Consider the following 20,977-nt stretch of genomic DNA (forward strand, 5'->3'; position numbering starts at 1 on the left):
ATATGTGGAATATCTTATAGCTTCTGAGCTGCAAATCCAAAAGATCCAAAGCTTCCTAAATCCACAGTATACTGGAATACCGCAGAAATGGTTCCAGAACAAGAGAAGAAGAAACTTGGAGTAGCTGTTGTATTGATATTACCTCCAGAATAACCGAAGAAATCATCCGCCATTGGGGTACGGCCTATGGCGCCAATCCCCGTATTTGGATTTACTTCCATTATCATGGAAAGACCAGGCTGAATTAGGTCATTGATTACAACTGAGTTTTCATCTGGTCCTGCAGTAACTTCAAAAGTCGCAGCTGCCAAACCAAATGCATCTACCGTAGTTTCATAGGTTCCAATAGCATCAGCTTGGTTAAAAGGACACGATAGGAATGTGTTGAAACGGAAAGCGTTAAACTGACCTGGTCCTACAGCATCACCATTTAGATTTGTGATATCGGCAACATCACCGCTTGTGCTTGTGGCCGTACCTACAAAGTTAAAACGGTCCCCGGCACTAAGATCGGCAACATCCAAACCTAGGGCAGAAGCCAAATCAGAGGCTGTGATGTCAAAATCAGCAGGGAAAGATGTTGCAGAGGTCAGAGGCAATGTGTCTGACGCAGCACCTCCACTTACTCTAGATACAGCCAGTTCGTAGCTTGCAATGTTGCTGGAAGGCGCATCGATTGAAAATGAAAATGATGATCCTGAATCTGTAAAATCTATTACAATGGTCTCCTTTGCAATGGTGACGAACGTTGCTAGATTCGCTGATTCTTCATGGATTGTCCATGGGTCTTTAGCGTCATCTTCACACGACATAAAGAACGCCGAGGAAAGAAGAGTTATAGTTAAGAAAACAATATTTTTCATTGTTATATTTTTTTTGAATTAGTCAATAAAGCTTGCAGGATTGTTATCCCAGAAAACTTGTGTGGAAATTGGATGTTGAGACACACTAGAGTTTTGGTTTACCAAATTATCAGGGTAAGGGAATGTTCTCATGAACACACCTGGGTTGGGCTGCAACGTTGGTTGCATATTTGGGTAACCTGTTCTTCTGTAGGTGTTATAAGCTTCTACACCATTTCCAAACAATGCTGTAAAATATTGCTCTACAATAATTTCCAGTTTTCCATCGTTGTCGGCAGCATCATAATCTGCAAGTACTTCATTTACAAAATCATCAACGTTAGCTGGTGTAGGAACGAATACTGAGGTTCCAGCCAAGCTTGCACCAAAATCCATTACGTACTCAATGGATTGACGCATACCACTTTCCAAATAAGTTCTTGCACTTCCGGTAGTTCCTAAAGTCAAGGCAGATTCGGCCAACATGAAGTGTGTAAAATACGACATCATGATTGGAGAGATACCGGCTCCTTCAAGACCTACATCCCTGCTTAACTGTGGAGATGCAGAATTGTCATCAAAAGGTCCACCTACAGGATATGGTCCGTGCAATGCAACTAAATCATCATCTGGTGGGATACCATCGTTATCGCCGTGATCCCTACCCCAGTAACCATCACCAACGGTACAGAAGACTTCACCCGAATCATAGTGGGCAGGAGCAACTTCATTCACACATTCCTTGGTTTGGTTGTCAGCTTCAGAAAAGTCCAATTGCTGACGGTAGAAGTAGTATCTAATTCTAGGGTCTGGAAGTGATCTATCCAAAGCCATAAAGCTCATAAACCAGTTACTTTGATAATCTGTTTTACCTTGATCAAAGTTGTCTGAGAATATTGGATGTCTACTATCTGGGTTGGCATCAACTGAAGAATATTGAAAGAAGAAACTGTCCTCTAAATCTGTCATTAGATTGCCACTAGCAATAAGAGAGTTTATTTTACCAGCAACGCTACCATCTACAAGACGGGTCTGAAGATATAGTTTCAACTTCAACGTATTGGCAAATTTTAACCAGCTTGATTCGCTTCCTCCAAAGAAAACATCATTGGCTGGCCCAGCAAGTGCATCACGATTTAGATTTGCTATTGCTTCTGTCAAAAGGGCATCCACAGCAGCATAAATTTCTTGACCGGAGTCAGCTGCAGGGTTTAGGTCCTCGGCTCCTTTAAGAGCTGTAAAGTAAGGAACATCCCCAAAGAAATCTACCAATGTCATGGCAATATAGGATTCCAAAATCTGGCCAATGGCAGCATGGGTGTACAATCCTTGTTCTTCTGCCAAAGGAACCATAGTTCTGACATCAATAAGAACATCAGAATATGCATCTTCCCATACTTCATTCATGTCCTGACCAACATAAACGTTTTCATATTGGTTACCGGCGGTCATTGCCAAAAGTCTTGAGACCTTAGCTCCGAGCTCATTTACACCGTTGAAGTTATCGGTGTTGTCTGATTCGAAGAAAAATACAGTTCCCAATTGAATGTTGTTCAGGAACAAATCGATATCAGCCTGAGAGGGTTGTAATGCATTTGGGCTGTCCAAAATTTCCAACTGTGTTGATTCACAGGCAGCAAAGACAAGCACCGCGCCAAGTACAACCGAGGCTCTGCTGAAATGCTTTTTTAAAGATTTATATGCTTTTTTCATTTTTAATTTTTTTTGATTTAGAATGTTGCCTTTACGCTGAATCCATAACGTCTAACACTGGGCCCTGTGATGAAGTCGATACCTAAACCGTTACCAACCCCTGTACCCAACGAGTTGGTGTCAAAGCGAATGTCATCAGGGAAGTTGACCGCTTTGTACCATACGTTGAATCCTGATGCAGTGAAGGTTAAAGTTCCAAAGGGAGTTTTTTCCAATAACTTGGAAGGAACATCATATCCGATGGATACTTCATTTAACCTGATAGTTGAACCATCAAAAATCCAAAACTCATTTGCTCCAGAGATACCATAGACATCAAATCCTAGGTTAGTTCCTGTAATTTGAATGTCATTCGGAGAACCATCAGTATTTTTCACACCAGGTAGAACATAAGTTGATTCACGGTCTACAGGGTTGTCAAGATCAACAACACCCCTACCGGTCAAGGAAGCCACAGTGGTAGAGAATATGTCGCCACCATGTCGGTATTGCCAATCCATAAAGAATGACCATCCTTTATATTTGAACGTACTGTTCAAAGCTGTAGTCCAATCTGGGTTGGGATCACCTATTTCTACCAATGTCTCATCAGTTAGATATACACCATCTGTTCCAACAACACGTTCACCGGCATCGTTTCTTAGGACCGTACTTCCGAGGAAAGTTCCATAAGGTCTGCCTTCTACTGCATAGTTGGCAGCATATCCGTTAACTGCATCTGTAAGCAAGATTTGCTCAACACCTTCAGGAAGGTTGGTCACAGTAGATTCATCTGCGTAGAAGTTACCTCCAATGTTCCAAGAGAAAGCACCACTTACAGGTTTAAGGATGTCTATGTCGTAGTCGACCTCGATACCTTTAACTTCCAATTCACCGGCATTTATACGTGTAACGGTAAAACCTGTAGCGTCATCAAGACCTTGGTCAGTAATCAAATCTGTAGTTTGCTTTTTGAAGACACTCACATTCAAGTTAAGTCTGTTAAAAAACCTAGTGTCCATACCAACTTCAAATTCTTCCACTCGCTCAGGTACCAAGTTTGGATTACCCAATCTACCGGAAACTGAATTTCCAGACAATACACCTCTAGAACCTAGGTCAAATGCTCTGGATGAAAGAGCCAATGTGTTTCTAGTACTATATGTTGGAGGGAATCCAGCAGAAGAACCATATCCAAATCGCATTTTAAGATAGTTTAGGCCTTCTCCAGACAAACCATCAAATGCTGATGTTGGAATGAAAGAAACACTCGCACCAGGATAGAATAGTGAGAAATTATCTGATTCCAAAGTGGAAGTCCAGTCATTCCTGGCTGCAACGTTCAAGTACAAGAAATCTTGATATCCCAATACAGCTTCACCATATAAACCTAGGGTGTTTTGCTCACTTTGGAATCCAATGTTGGCGTTGTTGAAACTGTTCACTGTTGAGTGATTCACAAAATTGAAGTGTTCCAAAACTCCAAAGGCCAACTGTTGGGTACTTTCAACACCTTCTCGTCTGAAAGTTTGTCTTCTTGATGTAGCACCAAGGTTAACCCCTAAGTTGAAATTGTCATTAAGATCTTTATTGGCGGTCAACAATACGGTATGGTCCCAAATGGTGCTGGTAACATCCTGGGTTCTGTAGATACCAGTTTGGTTACCATCCACACCACCACGGTTTTGACCGTAAGCACTTGCTTCTGTATATTGATCCAGACCTAAACGATATGTTGCACTCAACCAATCGTTCAACTGATAAACTCCATTGATGTTACCAAAAACCCTTCTTACGTCTTGGGTAACCTTAGAGTTTTTAACTGTCCATCTTGGGTTTTGAATGTCGTTACCGGAACGATAGTAAATACTTCTACCATCGGCAGCTTCAAAAGGAAGACCATATAAGTTTACACTACGAGGTGTATACATCAAGTCACCAAAAGCAGAACCACCACCAAAACCAGTACCTGAACCAAAACTTGGTGCGATAGGAGGAGAGGAGTATCTGGTTACTGCATAGTTAAGGGCACTTGAGAAAGTGAACTTATTGCTTAACTGAGCCTTACCACCAACAGAAAAGTTGTTTCTGATCAATTTGTTTCCAGGAGTAACACCATTATCTTCCAAGTGAGTGTAACCAATGTTGTAGTTCACTTTTTCTGCACTACCAGTTACGTTAACAGAAGTGGTTGATGTTGTTCCTGTTCTAAAAAAGTCATCAACACTATCATAAGCTTGATAACGATAAGGAATATTAGCTATGTCTTCAAATCCTGCAACCAATGTCTGATCGGCAATTCCCAAAAGAGGTCCATTTACCAATGTAGTACCATCGGCATCAAATCCTCTAAAGTTTGGGTTTTCCCTTAAATCAGCATCGAATCCTGGTCCCCAGTTACTGAAGAAGAATCCGTAATCTTGGTGGAAACCACCTCCATAATTGTCTTGATATTTAGGTAGGATGGCACTTGAGAAAAATGAAGATTGGGTTACGCTTACTTCAAACTTTTTGTTTGTTGATCCAGCGGCACCACCTTTGGTAGTTATCAGGATTACACCGTTTCTACCAGCCTCACCATAAAGTACCGTGGCACTAAGTCCTTTAAGTACGTTCACGCTTTCAATGGAGTTTGGATCTAAATCCAAAAACCTACTGGACTCTGTCATGTTGTCCAGGAAGTTTCTTCCCCCAGCAGGGTCATCTCCGTTGGTTCCTCCATCAAAAGGCACGCCGTTTACAATAAATAAGGGCTGGTTGCTACCACTAATGGAAGTATAACCACGAATAATGATGTTGGTTCCAGAACCAGTAACACCATTTGTTGCCGTAATGTTAACACCTGCAGCCTTACCCGATAGGATACGACCTAAATCAGGTTGTGCATTTTGCTCGATGTCCTCGCCGTCAACCTCACTGACCGAGTAACCAAGGGATCGGGCCTCACGCTCAAGACCTTGTGCAGTCACAACAACCTCTTCAAGTGCTTGGGTGTCCTCTTCCATTTGGACATTGATCACGTTCCCGGCACCTACGGCCCTACTGGTTGGCCTTTGCCCTATATAGGTAAAGACCAATGTTTGACCCTGGCTTGCATTGATGGCATAATTCCCATCAAAATCTGTTTGGGTGCCATTCGTGGTCCCATCGACGACAATATTGACTCCAGGTAACGGAAGGCCGTCAGCATCCGTAACAGTACCTGTAATCGTCTTGTCTTGTGCAAAGGATATATGCACAACAAACGCCAATAATAGCGTTAACAATCCATTAAGTTTTGTTCTCATTTTAAAATTATTTGAATTAGCTAGGCGCTAAAATCATAATTTCATGTTAATAATCCAAACTAATTTTACTAAAATTTTAAGAAGCTGTTAGTAAATGAAAAACAGTTAAAGTGTATGCCCATATTTAATTGAGCTGTTAATTTTAACACTTCAAAATTGATTTATACGCAAAATAATGAGCAAGTATGGCGGAATAAGTTGTATTTATAACTTGTTGATTCTATAATCCATGTCAGGTTTACTTGTAATTTTTTGCCTTAGGTATACCTATTAATATATAGCGCTTTTTTTTGTTAAGATTTGTTAATGATTTAAAGGGATGAGGATTGATTTCGATGTTAATTTTTAATAATTTGGAATCGAATTCTGTAGTTCTTTGTTTTAAATTCACCTCTTTTATACTTTCTCAAGGGGTTGACCTTGGCGTGTTGGATTCTGTTTAATGTAAAATGTTGGGAGGTATTAGTGTAATGGAGCTGTTGGATTTTATTATCGCAAGTTGGATTGATTTGGGTGGAATTTCATCGGTCTTAAACCATCTTTTTTCGGTTGCATGGTAAAATAAGTTATTCTTCATTTGAATTATTCCGAAATATCACTACATTTGCAGCCCTCAAAATGGGGGTTATTTAGTTTTTAATAGGAATTTTAATGCCAACAATTTCACAATTAGTACGAAAAGGAAGGGCCACGATTACCAAGAAGAGTAAATCGGCTGCTTTGGATTCGTGTCCTCAACGAAGAGGGGTTTGTACGCGGGTTTACACCACTACACCAAAGAAACCAAACTCTGCAATGCGTAAAGTTGCAAGGGTAAGGTTGACCAACGGTAAAGAGGTGAACGCATACATCCCTGGAGAAGGTCACAACCTCCAAGAGCACTCGATAGTATTGGTTAGGGGCGGAAGAGTAAAGGATTTGCCTGGTGTGCGATACCACATCGTTCGAGGTGCTTTGGATACTGCCGGTGTGGCAGGAAGAACGCAGCGAAGATCAAAGTATGGTGCTAAGCGTCCCAAAAAGTAATCAACTTTAAGAAGAAGCAATGAGAAAAAAGCAGGCAAAGAAAAGACCACTTTTACCAGATCCAAGATTTAACGATCAGCTAGTTACACGTTTTGTGAACATGATGATGTGGGACGGTAAAAAGTCAATTGCATTCAAGATTTTCTACGATGCAATTGATATCGTTGATGAAAAGAACACAGACGAAGAAAAAACCGCTTTGGAGTTATGGAAAGATGCGCTTTCCAATGTTATGCCACATGTTGAAGTAAGAAGTAGACGGGTAGGTGGTGCAACATTCCAGATTCCAATGCAGATTCGTCCAGATAGAAAAATATCCACTGCCATGAAATGGTTGATTCTATACGCAAGAAAGCGTAACGAAAAATCCATGGCCCAAAAATTGGCTTCTGAGATTTTGGCTGCCGCCAAAGAAGAAGGTGCTGCAGTGAAGAAAAGAGTAGATACACACAAAATGGCCGAGGCCAATAAAGCATTCTCGCACTTTAGATTCTAATCATTACAATGGGAAGAGATTTAAAATATACAAGGAATATAGGTATTGCAGCTCATATTGATGCTGGTAAAACAACTACTACAGAGCGTATTCTTTTTTATACAGGTGTGAGTCACAAGATTGGTGAGGTGCATGACGGTGCAGCTACCATGGACTGGATGGAGCAAGAGCAGGAGCGTGGTATTACCATTACTTCCGCCGCTACAACATGTACTTGGAAGTTCCCTATGGAGAACGCCCAGCCATTGCCTGAAACAAAAGATTACCACTTTAATATTATAGACACTCCCGGACACGTGGATTTTACCGTTGAGGTAAACAGGTCTCTTCGTGTTTTGGATGGTTTGGTATTCTTGTTCAGTGCTGTGGATGGTGTTGAGCCGCAATCCGAAACCAACTGGAGATTGGCCGATAACTACAAAGTACCAAGAATTGGATTTGTAAACAAAATGGACCGCCAAGGTTCCAACTTCTTGAACGTGTGTAAGCAGGTTCGTGAAATGTTGGGTTCCAATGCGGTGCCAATTGTATTGCCGATTGGTGATGAAGCTGATTTTAAAGGTATTGTTGACCTGGCCAAGAACAGGGCAATCGTATGGCACGATGACAACTTCGGTTCCACTTTTGATGTTGTGGATATTCCTGCGGATATGTTGGATGAGGTGAAGGAGTACAGAGCTGCCTTGATCGAAGCTGTTGCGGAATATGATGAAAATTTGATGGAGAAATTCTTCGAAGATGAAGATTCCATCACAGAAGAAGAAGTGCATGCTGCATTGCGTGCTGCGGTAATGGATAGGGCCATCATTCCTATGGTGTGTGGTTCTTCTTTTAAGAACAAAGGGGTTCAGTTCCTTTTGGATGCCGTTTGCCGTTACTTGCCTTCTCCTTTGGATAAAGATGATATTGTAGGAACTAATCCTGATACTGGTGCAGAAGTTACCAGAAAACCAGATCCTAAAGAGCCATTTGCTGCTCTTGCCTTTAAAATTGCCACTGATCCCTTCGTAGGTCGTTTGGCTTTCTTTAGAGCATATTCTGGTCGTTTGGATGCTGGTTCTTATATTTTGAATAACCGTTCCGGTAAAAAAGAGCGTATCTCCAGAATCTATCAGATGCACTCCAATAAACAAAATGCCATCGATTATATCGAGGCTGGTGATATTGGTGCTGCTGTAGGATTTAAAGATATCAAGACTGGTGATACCATGTCTGCTGAGAATGCTCCTATCGTTCTTGAGAGTATGAACTTCCCTGATCCCGTTATCGGTATCGCGGTTGAGCCAAAAACCAAGGCGGATGTGGATAAGATGGGTATGGCTTTGGCTAAATTGGCCGAGGAAGATCCTACTTTCCAAGTAAAAACTGATGAAGCTTCAGGGCAGACAATCATCTCAGGTATGGGCGAGCTTCACTTGGATATTATCGTGGATCGTTTGAGACGTGAGTTCAAAGTGGAAGTAAATCAAGGTCAGCCTCAGGTGGAGTACAAGGAAGCACTTACTGCTACTGCCGACCACAGAGAAACATACAAGAAACAAACTGGTGGTCGTGGTAAATTCGCTGATATCGTATTTACTATGGAGCCTGCAAGTGAGGAGACTAAAGCCGGATTGGAGTTTGTTAACGAAATTAAAGGTGGTAACATTCCTAAAGAATATGTTCCATCTGTTGAGAAAGGTTTCAGGGAGGCCATGAAAAATGGTCCTTTGGCTGGTTTTGAAATGGACAGCATGAAGATTACCCTTAAGGATGGATCGTTCCACCCTGTGGATTCTGATTCCTTGTCCTTTGAATTGGCTGCTAAACTTGGTTACAAAGTAGCTGCCAAGAAAGCCCGTGCTGTATTGATGGAGCCTATCATGAAGTTGGAGGTATTGACTCCAGAAGAAAACATGGGTGATATTGTAGGTGACTTGAACCGAAGAAGGGGTCAGGTGAACAACATGGATGATAGGGCAGGTGCAAAAGTTGTAAAAGCTGTTGTGCCGTTATCAGAAATGTTTGGATATGTAACTTCCTTGAGGACATTGTCTTCAGGTAGGGCTACATCCACCATGGAATTTTCACACTATGCAGAAACTCCTTCCAATATTGCGGAAGAGGTGATTAAAGCAGCTAAAGGAGTAACCGCTTAATTTCAGCAAGATGAGTCAAAAAATTAGAATAAAATTGAAATCTTACGATCACAATTTGGTGGACAAATCTGCTGAAAAGATCGTGAAAACAGTAAAAACGACCGGTGCTGTGGTAACTGGACCCATTCCATTGCCTACGCACAAGAAGATATTCACGGTTTTGCGTTCACCCCACGTGAACAAAAAATCAAGGGAACAGTTCCAATTAAGTTCTTACAAAAGACTATTGGATATTTACAGTTCTTCATCAAAAACCATAGATGCCCTTATGAAGCTTGAGCTTCCCAGTGGTGTTGAGGTTGAGATTAAGGTCTGATAAAAGTGATAGGTGTTGAGTTGAAAGTTTTGAATTTCGTTATAGGTCATTTATAACTTTCAACTTAACACTTAAAACTAACAAAGTACATGTCCTGAACGATGGTTTAGGAAAAACGGTGAAAGAAAAAATCTGGGTCAGAGCAGAATATTTTCTTGACCCAATTTTTTTGCCAAGAAATTGGCTAAATAAAAAAAGTAAACAATTAATAATTAGTTAAATATGTCTGGGTTAATAGGAAGAAAAATCGGTATGACCAGCATCTTCGACGAGAATGGAAAGAACGTTCCATGTACCGTTATCGAAGCTGGACCATGCGTGGTTACCCAAGTCAGAACCGAAGAGGTTGACGGGTACAGTGCCCTTCAGCTTGGTTTCGATGACAAGGCAGAAAAACGTGCTAACAAGGCCGAAACAGGTCACTTTAAGAAAGCAGGTACTTCTCCAAAGAAACAAGTCGTTGAATTCCAAGATTTTGAAGGTGAATACAAATTAGGGGACATCGTTGGTGCCGACCTATTTGTAGAAGGTGAATTTGTTGATGTGATTGGCACATCAAAAGGAAAAGGATTCCAAGGAGTTGTTAAGCGTCACGGCTTTGGTGGAGTTGGTCAAGCAACACACGGTCAGCACAACAGATTGAGAGCTCCTGGTTCCATTGGAGCTGCATCATACCCTGCCCGAGTTTTCAAAGGAATGAAAATGGCCGGTAGAATGGGTGGCGAAAGAGTAACGGTCCAAAACTTGAGAGTATTGAAAGTGGTTCCTGAGAAAAACCTTATCGTAGTGAAAGGTTGTGTTCCAGGTCACAAAAATGCTTACGTAACAATTGAGAAGTAATGAAGGTTGCAGTTTTAGATATTAAAGGAAAAGAAACCGGAAGAAAGGTAGACCTTTCTGACGATGTTTTCGCCATAGAGCCCAATGAGCATGCCATCTATTTGGATGTGAAGCAGTATTTGGCGCATCAAAGACAAGGAACCCACAAAGCTAAAGAAAGAGCTGAGATTGCCGGGAGTACCCGTAAGATCAAAAAACAAAAAGGAACTGGTACCGCAAGGGCCGGTAGCATTAAGTCTCCTGTGTTTAGGGGTGGAGGTAGAATTTTTGGTCCAAGACCAAAGGACTACACTCAAAAGTTGAACAAGAATCTAAAGCGATTGGCCCGTAAATCTGCCTTGAGTCTTAAGACCAAGGAGAAATCTGTGGTGGTTGTAGAAGATTTCAATTTTGAAACTCCCAAGACCAAAGATTTTGTGGCTTTCCTTACCTCTTTGGGTCTGGAAAATAAAAAGTCTCTTATTGTGTTGGGCGATACAAATAATAACGTATATTTGTCGTCGCGTAATTTGGAGCGCTCCGAAGTTGTAACTAACTCAGAATTAAACACTTACAAAATAGTTAACGCTAATAGTTTGGTTCTTATGGAAAGTGCTTTGGAAGGAATTGAATCGAACCTAAAGAAATAGAAGTATCATGAGTGTGTTGATAAGACCGATAATTACGGAAAAAATGACCGCTGATAGCGAGCTTTTCAATCGTTATGGTTTCTATGTTGACCCTAAGGCCAACAAATTGGAAATCAAAGAGGCAATTGAAGCTACTTATGGTGTTTCTGTGGAGAAGGTGAGAACCATGAACTACGGTCCAAATCGTAAGAGTCGTTATACAAAAACTGGAATCCAACATGGAAAAACAAATGCTTTGAAAAAAGCAATTGTTGATGTGGCTGAAGGTGATATTATTGATTTTTACAGTAATCTATAAAGACGAGAAATGTCAGTTAGAAAATTAAAACCGATAACCCCTGGACAGCGTTTTAGAGTAGTAAACGGATTTGACGCGATCACTACTGATAAGCCGGAGAAAAGCTTGCTTGCTCCGTTAAAAAAGTCAGGTGGTAGGAACAGTCAAGGAAAAATGACCATGCGCCATAGAGGTGGGGGTCATAAAAGAAGATATCGAATTATCGATTTCAAAAGGGACAAGCAAGGTGTTGAGGCTACAGTGGTCTCTATCCAATATGATCCCAACAGAACTGCATTTATCGCCTTGGTAGAATACAAGGATGGAGAAAAAAGATATGTGGTTGCCCAAAATGGTCTGCAGGTAGGACAGGCTATCCAATCTGGAACAGGTTCTGCTCCTGAAATTGGAAATGCCCTTCCGTTGAGTGAGATTCCATTGGGTACTATTATCTCTTGCATAGAATTGAGACCTGGTCAGGGAGCTATCATGGCTCGAAGCGCCGGTACGTTTGCCCAGTTGATGGCCAAGGATGGTAAGTTCGTTACCGTTAAATTGCCTTCTGGGGAAACCCGTATGATTTTAGCAACTTGTTTGGCTACAATCGGTGCGGTATCCAACTCCGATCATCAATTGTTGGTATCTGGTAAAGCGGGTAGAAGCAGATGGTTGGGTAGAAGACCAAGAACTAGGCCAGTGGCCATGAACCCTGTGGATCACCCAATGGGTGGTGGTGAAGGAAGGGCTTCCGGAGGTCACCCAAGATCTAAGAACGGTATTCCTGCAAAAGGATTCAGAACCCGTTCCAAGACCAAGGACACCAATAGATACATCATAGAACGTAGAAAGAAATAAAAGAAAAAGTAAATGGCACGTTCGTTAAAAAAAGGACCATTCGTTCATCATAGCCTGGAGAGAAAAGTCCAAGCTAATATAGAATCAGGAAAGAAAACGGTTATCAAGACTTGGTCTAGAGCCTCTATGATAACCCCCGATTTCGTGGGACAGACCATCGCGGTACACAATGGGAAGCAATTTGTTCCAGTGTATGTTACCGAGAATATGGTAGGCCACAAACTTGGAGAATTTTCGCCAACAAGATCTTTTAGAGGTCATGCTGGAGCTAAAAACAAAGGAAAAAAGTAAGTAAGCTATGGGAGTTCGTAAAAGACAAATGGCCGAAAGGTTAAAGGAAGAGAAAAAGCAACTTGCTATTGCAAAGCTTAACAACTGTCCAACATCTCCAAGAAAGATGCGTTTGGTGGCAGACTTGGTAAGAGGAAAGCAAATTGAAATGGCTTTGGCCATTCTACGGTTTAACTCAAAAGAGGCTTCCAGGAAGATGGAAAAGCTTTTGCTTTCCGCAATTGCCAACTGGGAAGCTAAAAATGAGGATTCCAGTATCGAGGAGGCTGATTTGTATATCAAGGAAATCCGTGTAGATGGTGGAACTATGTTGAAGCGTTTGCGACCTGCTCCTCAAGGAAGGGCGCACAGAATTAGAAAGCGTTCCAACCACGTGACCATGATTTTGGAATCCAATAACAACGTTCAAAGCTAGAAAATAGAATATGGGACAGAAGACCAATCCAATAGGAAATCGCTTAGGAATTATCAGAGGATGGGAATCCAACTGGTACGGAGGAAACGATTACGGCGATAAGCTGGCTGAGGACGATAAAATTAGAAAATACGTCCATGCGCGTTTGGCAAAAGCCAGCGTGTCTAGGGTGATTATAGAAAGAACCTTGAAATTGATCACCATTACCATTACCACCGCAAGGCCAGGTATCATTATTGGCAAAGGAGGGCAAGAGGTAGATAAACTTAAGGAAGAGCTTAAGAAGATTACCAACAAAGAGGTTCAAATCAATATTCATGAAATCAAAAGACCTGAGCTTGATGCCAATTTGGTTGCTGCCAGCGTAGCAAGGCAGATTGAGAGCAGGATTTCATATCGTAGAGCCATTAAAATGGCCATTGCGGCTGCAATGCGTATGAACGCTGAAGGGATAAAGATTCAGATTTCAGGACGTTTGAACGGAGCTGAGATGGCGCGTTCAGAGTCTTATAAGGAAGGAAGGATCCCATTGTCCACTTTCCGTGCCGATGTTGACTATGCCTTGCATGAAGCGCACACTACCTATGGTAGGCTTGGGATCAAGGTTTGGATCATGAAGGGAGAAGTTTATGGTAAAAGAGAGCTTTCCCCATTGGTAGGATTGAGCAAGAGTCAAGGAGGAAAAGGCGGTAAACAAGATGGTGGTAAAAAGCCACGCCGTAGAAAGTAATAAGATAAAGTAAGGTAAGATGTTACAGCCAAAAAGAACAAAATTTCGTAAGGCCCAGAAGGGGCGTATGAAGGGTAACTCACAGAGAGGGCACCAACTTTCCAATGGAATGTTCGGTATCAAGTCCATGGATTCCCACTTCATTACTTCCCGTCAGATAGAGGCTGCGCGTATTGCTGCGACAAGGTACATGAAAAGACAAGGTCAGTTGTGGATCAAGATATTCCCGGACAAGCCCATTACCAAAAAGCCTCTTGAGGTACGTATGGGTAAAGGTAAGGGTGCTCCAGAATATTGGGTTGCTGTTGTGAAACCTGGAAGAATCATGTTCGAAGTTGCTGGGGTACCAATGGATGTGGCCAAAGAAGCCCTTAGGCTAGCGGCCCAGAAATTGCCAGTCAAAACCAAGTTTATCGTAGCTAGGGATTATTCCGCTTAATTTTTAATTGAGAAGAAAGATGAGACAATCAGAAGTAAAAGAACTTTCAATTGAAGAGCTAAAGGAGAAGTTGGCCGAGTTCAAAAAACAGCATGCCGACCTTAAAATGGCCCATGCCGTTACTCCTTTGGAAAATCCTTTACAGATCAGAAAAGCAAGAAGGACGGTAGCACGACTTGCAACAGAATTAACTAAAAGGGAATTACAATAATTGGTTCTGCCTTATGGAAAACAGAAATTTAAGAAAAGAAAGAATAGGCGTTGTTACCAGCAACAAAATGGAGAAATCAATTGTGGTTTCTGAGGTAAAGCGAGTAAAGCACCCTATGTACGGTAAATTCGTTTTGAAGACCAAGAAATATGTTGCCCATGACGAAAAGAACGATTGCAACGAAGGCGATACCGTTAAAATAATGGAAACCAGACCATTGAGCAAAACTAAATGCTGGAGGTTGGTAGAAATCCTTGAAAGAGCTAAATAATTATGGTACAACAAGAATCACGATTAAAGGTTGCGGACAATACTGGAGCAAAAGAAGTTCTGACTATCCGCGTACTTGGAGGAACAAAAAGAAGGTATGCTTCGTTGGGTGACAAAATTGTTGTTACCGTAAAGGAAGCTACTCCAAACGGTACTGTAAAGAAAGGTTCTGTTTCCACTGCGGTGGTTGTTCGAACCAAAAAAGAGGTCAGAAGACCTGACGGTTCTTACATCCGTTTTGATGACAATGCCTGCGTATTGTTGAACCCTACTGGTGAGATGAGAGGAACCCGTGTCTTTGGACCGGTTGCAAGGGAGCTTAGGGACAAGCAGTTTATGAAGATTGTTTCATTGGCACCCGAAGTGCTGTAAAAGAAATACCAGAGATGAAGTTGAAAATAAAAACAGGGGATACGGTAAGAGTCATTGCGGGAGACCACAAAGGCAGCGAAGGGAAAGTGCTTCGCGTAGACCGTGAAAAGAACAAAGCTGTAGTGGAAGGCATCAATATGGTGTCCAAACACGAAAAGCCAAGTGCAAACAACCCTCAAGGAGGTATAACAAAAAAGGAGGCTCCCATGCATATTTCAAACCTTTCTTTGATTGATCCAAAATCTGGAGACACTACCAGAGTTGGCTACGAAGTAAGGGATGGAAAGAAAGTAAGGTTTTCCAAAAAATCCAATGAAGTAATTTAGTCATGAGTTATATACCAAGATTAAAGCAGGAATATAATGAGCGCATAGTAAAGGCGCTTACTGAAGAATTCAGTTACAGTAACGTAATGCAGGTTCCCAAGTTGGAAAAGATTGTTGTAAGCCGAGGGGTTGGAGCAGCTGTTTCCGATAAAAAGCTTATTGACCATGCTGTTGATGAGCTTACCAATATCACTGGCCAAAAAGCAGTCTCTACACTATCAAAGAAAGACGTTGCCACGTTTAAATTGAGAAAGGGAATGCCCATCGGTGCCAAAGTGACATTGAGAGGTGAACGTATGTACGAATTTTTGGACAGACTGATTACATCTGCCCTTCCTAGGGTAAGAGATTTCCAAGGTGTTAAAGCCACTGGTTTTGACGGTAGGGGAAATTACAATCTAGGAATCACGGAGCAGATTATTTTCCCAGAGATCAATATTGATAGAATCAATAGAATCAATGGGATGGATATTACATTTGTTACTTCGGCCCAAACCGATAAAGAAGCAAAATCATTGTTAACCGAACTGGGAGTACCCTTTAAAAAGAACTAATATGGCCAAGGAATCAATGAAAGCCCGTGAAAGAAAAAGGGCAAAGATGGTTGCAAAATATGCCGAGAAGAGAAAGGCCCTGAAGGAAGCTGGCGATTACGAGGCCCTTCAGAAATTGCCCAAGAACGCATCACCGGTACGTATGCGCAACCGTTGCAAATTGACCGGAAGACCAAGAGGATATATGAGAACCTTTGGAATATCCAGGGTGACTTTCAGGGAAATGGCCAATCAAGGCTTAATTCCTGGGGTTAAAAAGGCTAGTTGGTAATTTAGATAAAGAAAAGAAATGCTTACAGATCCAATTTCAGATTATTTGACCAGAATCAGAAATGCCAACAAGGCAGGTCATAGGGTAGTGGATATTCCCGCTTCCAATCTAAAAAAACAGATTACCAAAATATTGTTCGATCAAGGCTATATTTTGAGCTACAAGTTCGAAGATGATGGTGTACAAGGGAACATTAAAATAGCCCTTAAGTACGATAAGTTTACCAAGGAGCCAATTATTAAAAAATTGCAGCGGGTAAGTAAGCCAGGTCTGCGAAAATATGCAGGTTCAGGTGAGTTGCCAAGGGTCTTGAACGGCTTAGGTATTGCAATTGTGTCTACATCACACGGTGTAATGACCAGCAAGCAGGCCAAACAAGAGAATGTTGGTGGTGAGGTATTGTGCTACGTATATTAATAGAGAAAAGAGAAGAAAATGTCAAGAATAGGTAACAGTCCAGTTGCAATTCCAGAAGGGGTCACCGTAGAGGTGAAAGAAGCCTTGGTTACCGTTAAAGGTAAAATGGGAGAGCTTTCCCAAGATTTCGCTGGGGTTGACGTAAAGGTTGAGGATGGCAATGTTTTGGTAGAAAGACCCTCCGATTCCAAAGAACACAAAGCAAAGCATGGGTTATATCGTGCCCTTATTGCCAATATGGTAAAAGGAGTCTCTCAAGGATGGACCAAGGAATTGGAACTTGTAGGTGTTGGATACAGAGCCAGCAACCAAGGTCAAAAATTGGACTTGGCACTTGGATTCTCCCACAATATCATTTTGGACATTGCTCCAGAAGTGAAGGTTGAGACCATTTCTGAAAAAGGGAAAAACCCTATCGTAAAACTAACTTCCCACGATAAACAATTGGTAGGTCAGGTTGCCGCCAAGATACGATCCTTCCGTAAGCCAGAGCCTTACAAAGGAAAAGGTGTCAAGTTTGTGGGTGAACAATTGAGAAGAAAAGCAGGTAAATCAGCTTAATAATTAAGACTATGGGATTATCTAAGACTGAAAGAAAGTTACGCATCCGAAGAAGAATACGCAAAGTATCGTTCGGAACTGAAGCAAGACCAAGGTTGTCTGTCTTCAGAAGCAATAAAGAAATATATGCCCAGTTGATTGATGACAACAAAGGGGTTACCTTGGCAGCAGCCTCATCACGAGATAAGGGTGTTGATGCCAAAGGAACAAAAACCGAAGTTGCCAGCACAGTGGGTAAGGCCATAGCGGAGAAAGCCCTAAAATTAGGGATTGAGACCGTAGCTTTTGATAGAGGTGGAAACCTATATCACGGAAGAGTTAAATCATTGGCTGAAGGAGCTAGGGAAGCAGGACTAAAATTCTAATAAGACTATGTACCAGAATTACAAGAACGTAGAAATAGTAAAGCCAGGAGGACTTGAGTTGAAAGACCGTTTGGTTGGTGTACAACGGGTTACCAAAGTAACCAAGGGTGGTAGAGCTTTTGGTTTTTCAGCGATAGTTGTTGTTGGTGATGAAAACGGTGTTGTTGGACATGGTTTGGGGAAATCCAAAGAAGTTGCCACTGCAATTGCAAAGGCCATTGAGGATGCCAAAAAGAACTTGGTTCGTATTCCTTTGACCAAAGCTACGCTTCCCCACGAACAAAAAGGAAAATATGGCGGTGCAAGGGTTTTCATCAAGCCTGCATCACACGGTACTGGGGTAATCGCTGGTGGAGCTGTAAGGGCCGTATTGGAAGCTGTAGGGGTACATGACGTATTGTCCAAATCCCAAGGTTCATCCAACCCACACAATGTGGTAAAGGCTACCTTTGATGCCTTGTTGCAGTTGAGGAGTGCCGATACCGTGGCCAAGCAAAGAGGAGTTTCTTTGGAAAAAGTCTTTAAAGGATAAACACGAGGATATTATGTCAAAGATTAAGGTTACACAAGTAAAGAGCGCTATCAAAAGGACACAGGACCAAAAAAGGACTTTGGAGGCCCTAGGACTGCGCAAGATCGGGCATGTTGTTGAACACGAAGCAACACCCAGTATCCTTGGAATGGTAAATAAGGTAAAACACTTGGTTTCCACAGAGGAAGCTTAAAATATAACGGAACATGGATTTACACAATCTTAAACCAGCGGATGGCGCTGTTCACAAAGAGGGAAAACGCTTAGGTAGAGGAGAAGGCTCCGGTAAAGGAGGTACTGCTGCCCGTGGACACAAAGGTGCCAAGTCCAGATCAGGATATTCCAAAAAGATTGGTTTTGAAGGAGGTCAAATGCCTTTGCAAAGACGTGTCCCCAAGTTTGGGTTCAAAAACATCAACAGAAAGGAATACAGAGGAATCAATCTTGGAAAACTACAAGAATTGGTGGACAATGGTACTGTGAAAAAAGAAGTTACTTTGGACACTCTTGTGGAAAACGGATTGGCCCACAAAAATGACTTGGTTAAGATTTTGGGTGACGGAGAATTGAAAGCCGGCCTAAAAGTATCTGTACATAAATTTACGGCTTCCGCCAAAGCTGCCATAGAAGCTGCCGGAGGAGAAGCAATAAATTTATAAGCAATAGTATAGCATGAAGAAATTTATTGAGACCATATCGAATATCTGGAAAATCGATGAGCTGAGACAACGTATCATCCTTACCCTTGGGTTGTTGTTGGTATACCGTTTCGGTACCCGAATTGTGCTTCCTGGTATTGATACAGCCCAATTGACCCAGTTGGCCTCGAGTACCGATTCAGGTATTTTGGGAATTCTTAATGCTTTTACTGGAGGTGCTTTTGCCAATGCATCCGTTTTTGCATTGGGGATTATGCCCTACATCTCCGCATCCATTGTGGTGCAGTTGATGGGGATTGCCATTCCTTACCTGCAAAAATTGCAGAAAGAAGGAGAAAGTGGTAGAAAGACCATCAACCAAATTACACGGTGGTTGACCATAGGTATATGTATCGTTCAAGCTCCAGCATACTTGTACGGACTTGGTGCTCTTGGGGTTCCAGATAGTGCCTTTGTATTGGGTAAAGGGTTGGACTTTATTGTTCCAGCTGTGATTATTTTGGTAACTGGATGTGTTTTTGCCATGTGGTTGGGTGAAAAAATTACCGATAAAGGTATCGGAAACGGTATCTCCCTATTGATCATGATTGGTATTATCGCTACCATGCCACAGTCCTTCGTTCAAGAATTTATTTCAAGGACTACCAATAACACAGGAGGTATCATGTTTATGTTGATTGAGGTAATTGTATGGTTCTTGGTCATCTTGGCGAGCGTCCTTTTGGTGATGGCGGTAAGACAGATTCCAGTACAATATGCAAGAAGAACGGCTTCAGGTGGATACGAGAAGAACGTAATGGGAGCACGCCAGTACATTCCTTTAAAATTGAATGCCTCTGGAGTAATGCCTATCATTTTTGCCCAAGCGATTATGTTTGCACCCAGTTTGTTGGGTAGAACATTTAACAATACAGCCGTGGGGCAATGGATGGAGGTTCAGTTTGCTGATATTTTCGGTTTGGCCTACAACATCCTATTTGGAGTATTGATCATCATTTTCACATACTTCTATACAGCGATTACCGTGCCTACCAATAAAATGGCCGATGATTTGAAAAGAAGTGGTGGTTTCATTCCCGGTATAAGACCTGGAAAGGAAACAGGGGATTATTTAGACAAGATCATGTCTTTGATTACCCTTCCAGGATCTGTATTTTTGGCACTTTTGGCAGTGTTGCCAGCGGTTGTGGTAAAGTTGATGGATGTTCAGGCTGGTTGGGCACTGTTCTACGGAGGAACATCATTGTTGATCATGGTGGGTGTGGCAATAGATACCGTACAGCAAGTGAACTCGTATTTGTTGAACAGACATTACGACGGTTTGATGAAAACCGGAAAGAATAGAAAAGTAGCATAATTTATGGCAAAGCAGCCAGCAATAGAACAAGACGGATCTATCATTGAAGCATTGTCAAACGCAATGTTCAGGGTAGAATTGGAAAACGGGCACGTGGTAACGGCACACATCTCCGGAAAAATGAGAATGCACTACATCAAGTTGCTTCCCGGGGATAAAGTAAAGTTGGAAATGAGTCCATACGATTTAACGAAAGCAAGAATTACTTATAGATACTAATTACGATGAAAGTAAGAGCATCAATAAAGAAGAGGAGTGCCGAATGCAAGATAGTTCGCAGAAAAGGCAGATTGTACGTAATCAACAAAAAGAATCCTAGATTTAAACAAAGACAAGGGTAATTATGGCAAGAATTGCAGGTGTAGATATACCTAAACAAAAGCGTGGCGTTATTGCACTTACCTACATCTTCGGAGTAGGTAAAAGTAGGGCGCAAGAGATTTTGAAGACCGCCCAAGTAAGTGAGGATACAAAAGTTTCTGAATGGAACGATGATGAAATCGGTCGTATCAGGGAAGCTGTTTCCGCTTATACCATTGAAGGTGAACTTCGCTCAGAGACCCAATTGAACATCAAACGATTGATGGACATCGGTTGTTACCGTGGAATTCGCCACAGAGCCGGATTGCCGCTTAGGGGTCAACGTACCAAGAACAACTCTAGGACCAGGAAAGGAAAAAGAAAAACAGTTGCCAACAAGAAGAAAGCAACTAAATAATAAGCAGATATAGTCATTAGTTAGTATTTAGACGTTAGAAGAATCTGTTTGAAATGTAAAAGTCTAGGATTCCAATAACTAAGAGCTAACA

31 protein-coding genes are annotated in these 20,977 nt (G+C 41.8%); 28 read left to right on the forward strand and 3 right to left on the reverse strand.

The window, feature by feature from the left end:
• Positions 1–14 precede the first annotated feature (14 nt).
• The 3 genes from ACP14V_RS03620 to ACP14V_RS03630 form a co-directional block, all read right to left on the reverse strand.
• Positions 15–812 carry a hypothetical protein gene (locus tag ACP14V_RS03620; protein WP_136565609.1) on the reverse strand — a complete coding sequence of 266 codons (798 nt, stop codon included), beginning with the start codon at positions 810–812 and terminating at the stop codon, positions 15–17.
• 69 nt (positions 813–881) lie between these two features.
• A complete protein-coding gene (locus ACP14V_RS03625) occupies positions 882–2,555 on the reverse strand; it encodes a SusD/RagB family nutrient-binding outer membrane lipoprotein (RefSeq protein WP_272609393.1) in 1,674 nt (557 codons plus the stop codon).
• 17 nt (positions 2,556–2,572) lie between these two features.
• Positions 2,573–5,821: a SusC/RagA family TonB-linked outer membrane protein gene (locus ACP14V_RS03630; protein WP_136565611.1), complete on the reverse strand. Its 3,249-nt coding sequence runs from the start codon at positions 5,819–5,821 to the stop codon at positions 2,573–2,575.
• A 651-nt stretch (positions 5,822–6,472) separates the two neighbouring features.
• Here ACP14V_RS03630 and rpsL point away from each other — a divergent pair.
• From rpsL to rpsM, 28 genes are all read left to right on the forward strand, one after another.
• The gene (gene rpsL / locus ACP14V_RS03635; protein ID WP_013305196.1) at positions 6,473–6,847 is read left to right on the forward strand and encodes a 30S ribosomal protein S12; all 375 of its coding nucleotides are present in this window, start codon (positions 6,473–6,475) and stop codon (positions 6,845–6,847) included.
• Between the two features lie 19 nt (positions 6,848–6,866).
• Positions 6,867–7,343 (forward strand): 30S ribosomal protein S7, encoded by a 477-nt coding sequence (gene rpsG / locus ACP14V_RS03640; RefSeq protein ID WP_116218595.1) that lies wholly within the window; start codon positions 6,867–6,869, stop codon positions 7,341–7,343.
• Between the two features lie 8 nt (positions 7,344–7,351).
• A complete protein-coding gene (gene fusA / locus ACP14V_RS03645) occupies positions 7,352–9,481 on the forward strand; it encodes an elongation factor G (protein WP_272609394.1) in 2,130 nt (709 codons plus the stop codon).
• A gap of 10 nt (positions 9,482–9,491) precedes the next feature.
• Positions 9,492–9,797 carry a 30S ribosomal protein S10 gene (gene rpsJ, locus ACP14V_RS03650; protein ID WP_007094989.1) on the forward strand — a complete coding sequence of 102 codons (306 nt, stop codon included), beginning with the start codon at positions 9,492–9,494 and terminating at the stop codon, positions 9,795–9,797.
• Positions 9,798–10,019: 222 nt separating this feature from the next.
• Positions 10,020–10,637, forward strand: coding sequence for a 50S ribosomal protein L3 (rplC, locus tag ACP14V_RS03655; RefSeq protein ID WP_136565613.1), 618 nt, complete (start codon positions 10,020–10,022; stop codon positions 10,635–10,637).
• Positions 10,637–11,266, forward strand: a complete 630-nt coding sequence (rplD, locus tag ACP14V_RS03660; RefSeq protein ID WP_136565614.1) for a 50S ribosomal protein L4 — start codon at positions 10,637–10,639, stop codon at positions 11,264–11,266. The genes rplC and rplD overlap by 1 nt, the downstream gene beginning before the upstream one ends.
• A gap of 7 nt (positions 11,267–11,273) precedes the next feature.
• Positions 11,274–11,564, forward strand: a complete 291-nt coding sequence (rplW, locus tag ACP14V_RS03665) for a 50S ribosomal protein L23 (RefSeq protein WP_136565615.1) — start codon at positions 11,274–11,276, stop codon at positions 11,562–11,564.
• A 9-nt stretch (positions 11,565–11,573) separates the two neighbouring features.
• On the forward strand, positions 11,574–12,398 hold the full coding sequence (gene rplB, locus ACP14V_RS03670) for a 50S ribosomal protein L2 (protein ID WP_136565616.1): 825 nt from the start codon (positions 11,574–11,576) through the stop codon (positions 12,396–12,398).
• Between the two features lie 12 nt (positions 12,399–12,410).
• The gene (gene rpsS, locus ACP14V_RS03675; RefSeq protein ID WP_136565617.1) at positions 12,411–12,689 is read left to right on the forward strand and encodes a 30S ribosomal protein S19; all 279 of its coding nucleotides are present in this window, start codon (positions 12,411–12,413) and stop codon (positions 12,687–12,689) included.
• Positions 12,690–12,696: 7 nt separating this feature from the next.
• Positions 12,697–13,104, forward strand: coding sequence for a 50S ribosomal protein L22 (gene rplV / locus ACP14V_RS03680; protein WP_136565618.1), 408 nt, complete (start codon positions 12,697–12,699; stop codon positions 13,102–13,104).
• 10 nt (positions 13,105–13,114) lie between these two features.
• Positions 13,115–13,834: a 30S ribosomal protein S3 gene (gene rpsC, locus ACP14V_RS03685; RefSeq protein ID WP_136565619.1), complete on the forward strand. Its 720-nt coding sequence runs from the start codon at positions 13,115–13,117 to the stop codon at positions 13,832–13,834.
• Positions 13,835–13,853: 19 nt separating this feature from the next.
• Positions 13,854–14,273, forward strand: a complete 420-nt coding sequence (gene rplP / locus ACP14V_RS03690; RefSeq protein WP_136565620.1) for a 50S ribosomal protein L16 — start codon at positions 13,854–13,856, stop codon at positions 14,271–14,273.
• Positions 14,274–14,292: 19 nt separating this feature from the next.
• The gene (rpmC, locus tag ACP14V_RS03695) at positions 14,293–14,484 is read left to right on the forward strand and encodes a 50S ribosomal protein L29 (RefSeq protein ID WP_116218585.1); all 192 of its coding nucleotides are present in this window, start codon (positions 14,293–14,295) and stop codon (positions 14,482–14,484) included.
• 13 nt (positions 14,485–14,497) lie between these two features.
• Complete coding sequence (rpsQ, locus tag ACP14V_RS03700; RefSeq protein ID WP_014032003.1) at positions 14,498–14,755, forward strand: 30S ribosomal protein S17; 258 nt, start codon at positions 14,498–14,500, stop codon at positions 14,753–14,755.
• 2 nt (positions 14,756–14,757) lie between these two features.
• Positions 14,758–15,126: a 50S ribosomal protein L14 gene (gene rplN, locus ACP14V_RS03705; protein WP_106145060.1), complete on the forward strand. Its 369-nt coding sequence runs from the start codon at positions 14,758–14,760 to the stop codon at positions 15,124–15,126.
• 14 nt (positions 15,127–15,140) lie between these two features.
• Positions 15,141–15,452, forward strand: a complete 312-nt coding sequence (gene rplX, locus ACP14V_RS03710) for a 50S ribosomal protein L24 (protein ID WP_272609395.1) — start codon at positions 15,141–15,143, stop codon at positions 15,450–15,452.
• A gap of 2 nt (positions 15,453–15,454) precedes the next feature.
• Positions 15,455–16,006 (forward strand): 50S ribosomal protein L5, encoded by a 552-nt coding sequence (rplE, locus tag ACP14V_RS03715; protein WP_272609396.1) that lies wholly within the window; start codon positions 15,455–15,457, stop codon positions 16,004–16,006.
• A gap of 1 nt (position 16,007) precedes the next feature.
• Positions 16,008–16,277, forward strand: a complete 270-nt coding sequence (rpsN, locus tag ACP14V_RS03720) for a 30S ribosomal protein S14 (RefSeq protein WP_116218582.1) — start codon at positions 16,008–16,010, stop codon at positions 16,275–16,277.
• A gap of 18 nt (positions 16,278–16,295) precedes the next feature.
• Positions 16,296–16,694, forward strand: a complete 399-nt coding sequence (gene rpsH, locus ACP14V_RS03725; protein WP_272609397.1) for a 30S ribosomal protein S8 — start codon at positions 16,296–16,298, stop codon at positions 16,692–16,694.
• An 18-nt stretch (positions 16,695–16,712) separates the two neighbouring features.
• Positions 16,713–17,255: a 50S ribosomal protein L6 gene (rplF, locus tag ACP14V_RS03730; RefSeq protein ID WP_272609398.1), complete on the forward strand. Its 543-nt coding sequence runs from the start codon at positions 16,713–16,715 to the stop codon at positions 17,253–17,255.
• Positions 17,256–17,266: 11 nt separating this feature from the next.
• Positions 17,267–17,620 (forward strand): 50S ribosomal protein L18, encoded by a 354-nt coding sequence (rplR, locus tag ACP14V_RS03735; RefSeq protein ID WP_272609399.1) that lies wholly within the window; start codon positions 17,267–17,269, stop codon positions 17,618–17,620.
• Between the two features lie 7 nt (positions 17,621–17,627).
• A complete protein-coding gene (gene rpsE / locus ACP14V_RS03740) occupies positions 17,628–18,152 on the forward strand; it encodes a 30S ribosomal protein S5 (protein WP_136565626.1) in 525 nt (174 codons plus the stop codon).
• A 13-nt stretch (positions 18,153–18,165) separates the two neighbouring features.
• Positions 18,166–18,345, forward strand: a complete 180-nt coding sequence (gene rpmD / locus ACP14V_RS03745) for a 50S ribosomal protein L30 (RefSeq protein WP_207211079.1) — start codon at positions 18,166–18,168, stop codon at positions 18,343–18,345.
• A 13-nt stretch (positions 18,346–18,358) separates the two neighbouring features.
• Entirely contained in the window at positions 18,359–18,811 is a 453-nt protein-coding gene (gene rplO / locus ACP14V_RS03750) for a 50S ribosomal protein L15 (protein ID WP_136565627.1), read from the forward strand.
• Positions 18,812–18,824: 13 nt separating this feature from the next.
• The gene (gene secY, locus ACP14V_RS03755; RefSeq protein WP_136565628.1) at positions 18,825–20,168 is read left to right on the forward strand and encodes a preprotein translocase subunit SecY; all 1,344 of its coding nucleotides are present in this window, start codon (positions 18,825–18,827) and stop codon (positions 20,166–20,168) included.
• Between the two features lie 3 nt (positions 20,169–20,171).
• Complete coding sequence (infA, locus tag ACP14V_RS03760) at positions 20,172–20,387, forward strand: translation initiation factor IF-1 (protein ID WP_008613577.1); 216 nt, start codon at positions 20,172–20,174, stop codon at positions 20,385–20,387.
• 5 nt (positions 20,388–20,392) lie between these two features.
• Positions 20,393–20,509, forward strand: coding sequence for a type B 50S ribosomal protein L36 (gene ykgO, locus ACP14V_RS03765; protein WP_013621733.1), 117 nt, complete (start codon positions 20,393–20,395; stop codon positions 20,507–20,509).
• A 2-nt stretch (positions 20,510–20,511) separates the two neighbouring features.
• The gene (rpsM, locus tag ACP14V_RS03770) at positions 20,512–20,886 is read left to right on the forward strand and encodes a 30S ribosomal protein S13 (protein ID WP_116218574.1); all 375 of its coding nucleotides are present in this window, start codon (positions 20,512–20,514) and stop codon (positions 20,884–20,886) included.
• Positions 20,887–20,977: the final 91 nt, after the last annotated feature.

This window comes from Flagellimonas alvinocaridis, assembly GCF_965248585.1.
In the GTDB taxonomy this organism is placed as follows: Bacteria; Bacteroidota; Bacteroidia; order Flavobacteriales; family Flavobacteriaceae; genus Flagellimonas; species Flagellimonas alvinocaridis.

What these genes read in the sequence shown, in the direction of transcription:
- ACP14V_RS03620 (WP_136565609.1), bottom strand. Translation starts at nt 812, where the DNA reads ATGTCGTGTGAAGATGACGCTAAAGACCCATGGACAATCCATGAAGAA.
- ACP14V_RS03625 (WP_272609393.1), bottom strand. Translation starts at nt 2,555, where the DNA reads ATGAAAAAAGCATATAAATCTTTAAAAAAGCATTTCAGCAGAGCCTCG.
- ACP14V_RS03630 (WP_136565611.1), bottom strand. Translation starts at nt 5,821, where the DNA reads ATGAGAACAAAACTTAATGGATTGTTAACGCTATTATTGGCGTTTGTT.
- rpsL (WP_013305196.1), top strand. Translation starts at nt 6,473, where the DNA reads ATGCCAACAATTTCACAATTAGTACGAAAAGGAAGGGCCACGATTACC.
- rpsG (WP_116218595.1), top strand. Translation starts at nt 6,867, where the DNA reads ATGAGAAAAAAGCAGGCAAAGAAAAGACCACTTTTACCAGATCCAAGA.
- fusA (WP_272609394.1), top strand. Translation starts at nt 7,352, where the DNA reads ATGGGAAGAGATTTAAAATATACAAGGAATATAGGTATTGCAGCTCAT.
- rpsJ (WP_007094989.1), top strand. Translation starts at nt 9,492, where the DNA reads ATGAGTCAAAAAATTAGAATAAAATTGAAATCTTACGATCACAATTTG.
- rplC (WP_136565613.1), top strand. Translation starts at nt 10,020, where the DNA reads ATGTCTGGGTTAATAGGAAGAAAAATCGGTATGACCAGCATCTTCGAC.
- rplD (WP_136565614.1), top strand. Translation starts at nt 10,637, where the DNA reads ATGAAGGTTGCAGTTTTAGATATTAAAGGAAAAGAAACCGGAAGAAAG.
- rplW (WP_136565615.1), top strand. Translation starts at nt 11,274, where the DNA reads ATGAGTGTGTTGATAAGACCGATAATTACGGAAAAAATGACCGCTGAT.
- rplB (WP_136565616.1), top strand. Translation starts at nt 11,574, where the DNA reads ATGTCAGTTAGAAAATTAAAACCGATAACCCCTGGACAGCGTTTTAGA.
- rpsS (WP_136565617.1), top strand. Translation starts at nt 12,411, where the DNA reads ATGGCACGTTCGTTAAAAAAAGGACCATTCGTTCATCATAGCCTGGAG.
- rplV (WP_136565618.1), top strand. Translation starts at nt 12,697, where the DNA reads ATGGGAGTTCGTAAAAGACAAATGGCCGAAAGGTTAAAGGAAGAGAAA.
- rpsC (WP_136565619.1), top strand. Translation starts at nt 13,115, where the DNA reads ATGGGACAGAAGACCAATCCAATAGGAAATCGCTTAGGAATTATCAGA.
- rplP (WP_136565620.1), top strand. Translation starts at nt 13,854, where the DNA reads ATGTTACAGCCAAAAAGAACAAAATTTCGTAAGGCCCAGAAGGGGCGT.
- rpmC (WP_116218585.1), top strand. Translation starts at nt 14,293, where the DNA reads ATGAGACAATCAGAAGTAAAAGAACTTTCAATTGAAGAGCTAAAGGAG.
- rpsQ (WP_014032003.1), top strand. Translation starts at nt 14,498, where the DNA reads ATGGAAAACAGAAATTTAAGAAAAGAAAGAATAGGCGTTGTTACCAGC.
- rplN (WP_106145060.1), top strand. Translation starts at nt 14,758, where the DNA reads ATGGTACAACAAGAATCACGATTAAAGGTTGCGGACAATACTGGAGCA.
- rplX (WP_272609395.1), top strand. Translation starts at nt 15,141, where the DNA reads ATGAAGTTGAAAATAAAAACAGGGGATACGGTAAGAGTCATTGCGGGA.
- rplE (WP_272609396.1), top strand. Translation starts at nt 15,455, where the DNA reads ATGAGTTATATACCAAGATTAAAGCAGGAATATAATGAGCGCATAGTA.
- rpsN (WP_116218582.1), top strand. Translation starts at nt 16,008, where the DNA reads ATGGCCAAGGAATCAATGAAAGCCCGTGAAAGAAAAAGGGCAAAGATG.
- rpsH (WP_272609397.1), top strand. Translation starts at nt 16,296, where the DNA reads ATGCTTACAGATCCAATTTCAGATTATTTGACCAGAATCAGAAATGCC.
- rplF (WP_272609398.1), top strand. Translation starts at nt 16,713, where the DNA reads ATGTCAAGAATAGGTAACAGTCCAGTTGCAATTCCAGAAGGGGTCACC.
- rplR (WP_272609399.1), top strand. Translation starts at nt 17,267, where the DNA reads ATGGGATTATCTAAGACTGAAAGAAAGTTACGCATCCGAAGAAGAATA.
- rpsE (WP_136565626.1), top strand. Translation starts at nt 17,628, where the DNA reads ATGTACCAGAATTACAAGAACGTAGAAATAGTAAAGCCAGGAGGACTT.
- rpmD (WP_207211079.1), top strand. Translation starts at nt 18,166, where the DNA reads ATGTCAAAGATTAAGGTTACACAAGTAAAGAGCGCTATCAAAAGGACA.
- rplO (WP_136565627.1), top strand. Translation starts at nt 18,359, where the DNA reads ATGGATTTACACAATCTTAAACCAGCGGATGGCGCTGTTCACAAAGAG.
- secY (WP_136565628.1), top strand. Translation starts at nt 18,825, where the DNA reads ATGAAGAAATTTATTGAGACCATATCGAATATCTGGAAAATCGATGAG.
- infA (WP_008613577.1), top strand. Translation starts at nt 20,172, where the DNA reads ATGGCAAAGCAGCCAGCAATAGAACAAGACGGATCTATCATTGAAGCA.
- ykgO (WP_013621733.1), top strand. Translation starts at nt 20,393, where the DNA reads ATGAAAGTAAGAGCATCAATAAAGAAGAGGAGTGCCGAATGCAAGATA.
- rpsM (WP_116218574.1), top strand. Translation starts at nt 20,512, where the DNA reads ATGGCAAGAATTGCAGGTGTAGATATACCTAAACAAAAGCGTGGCGTT.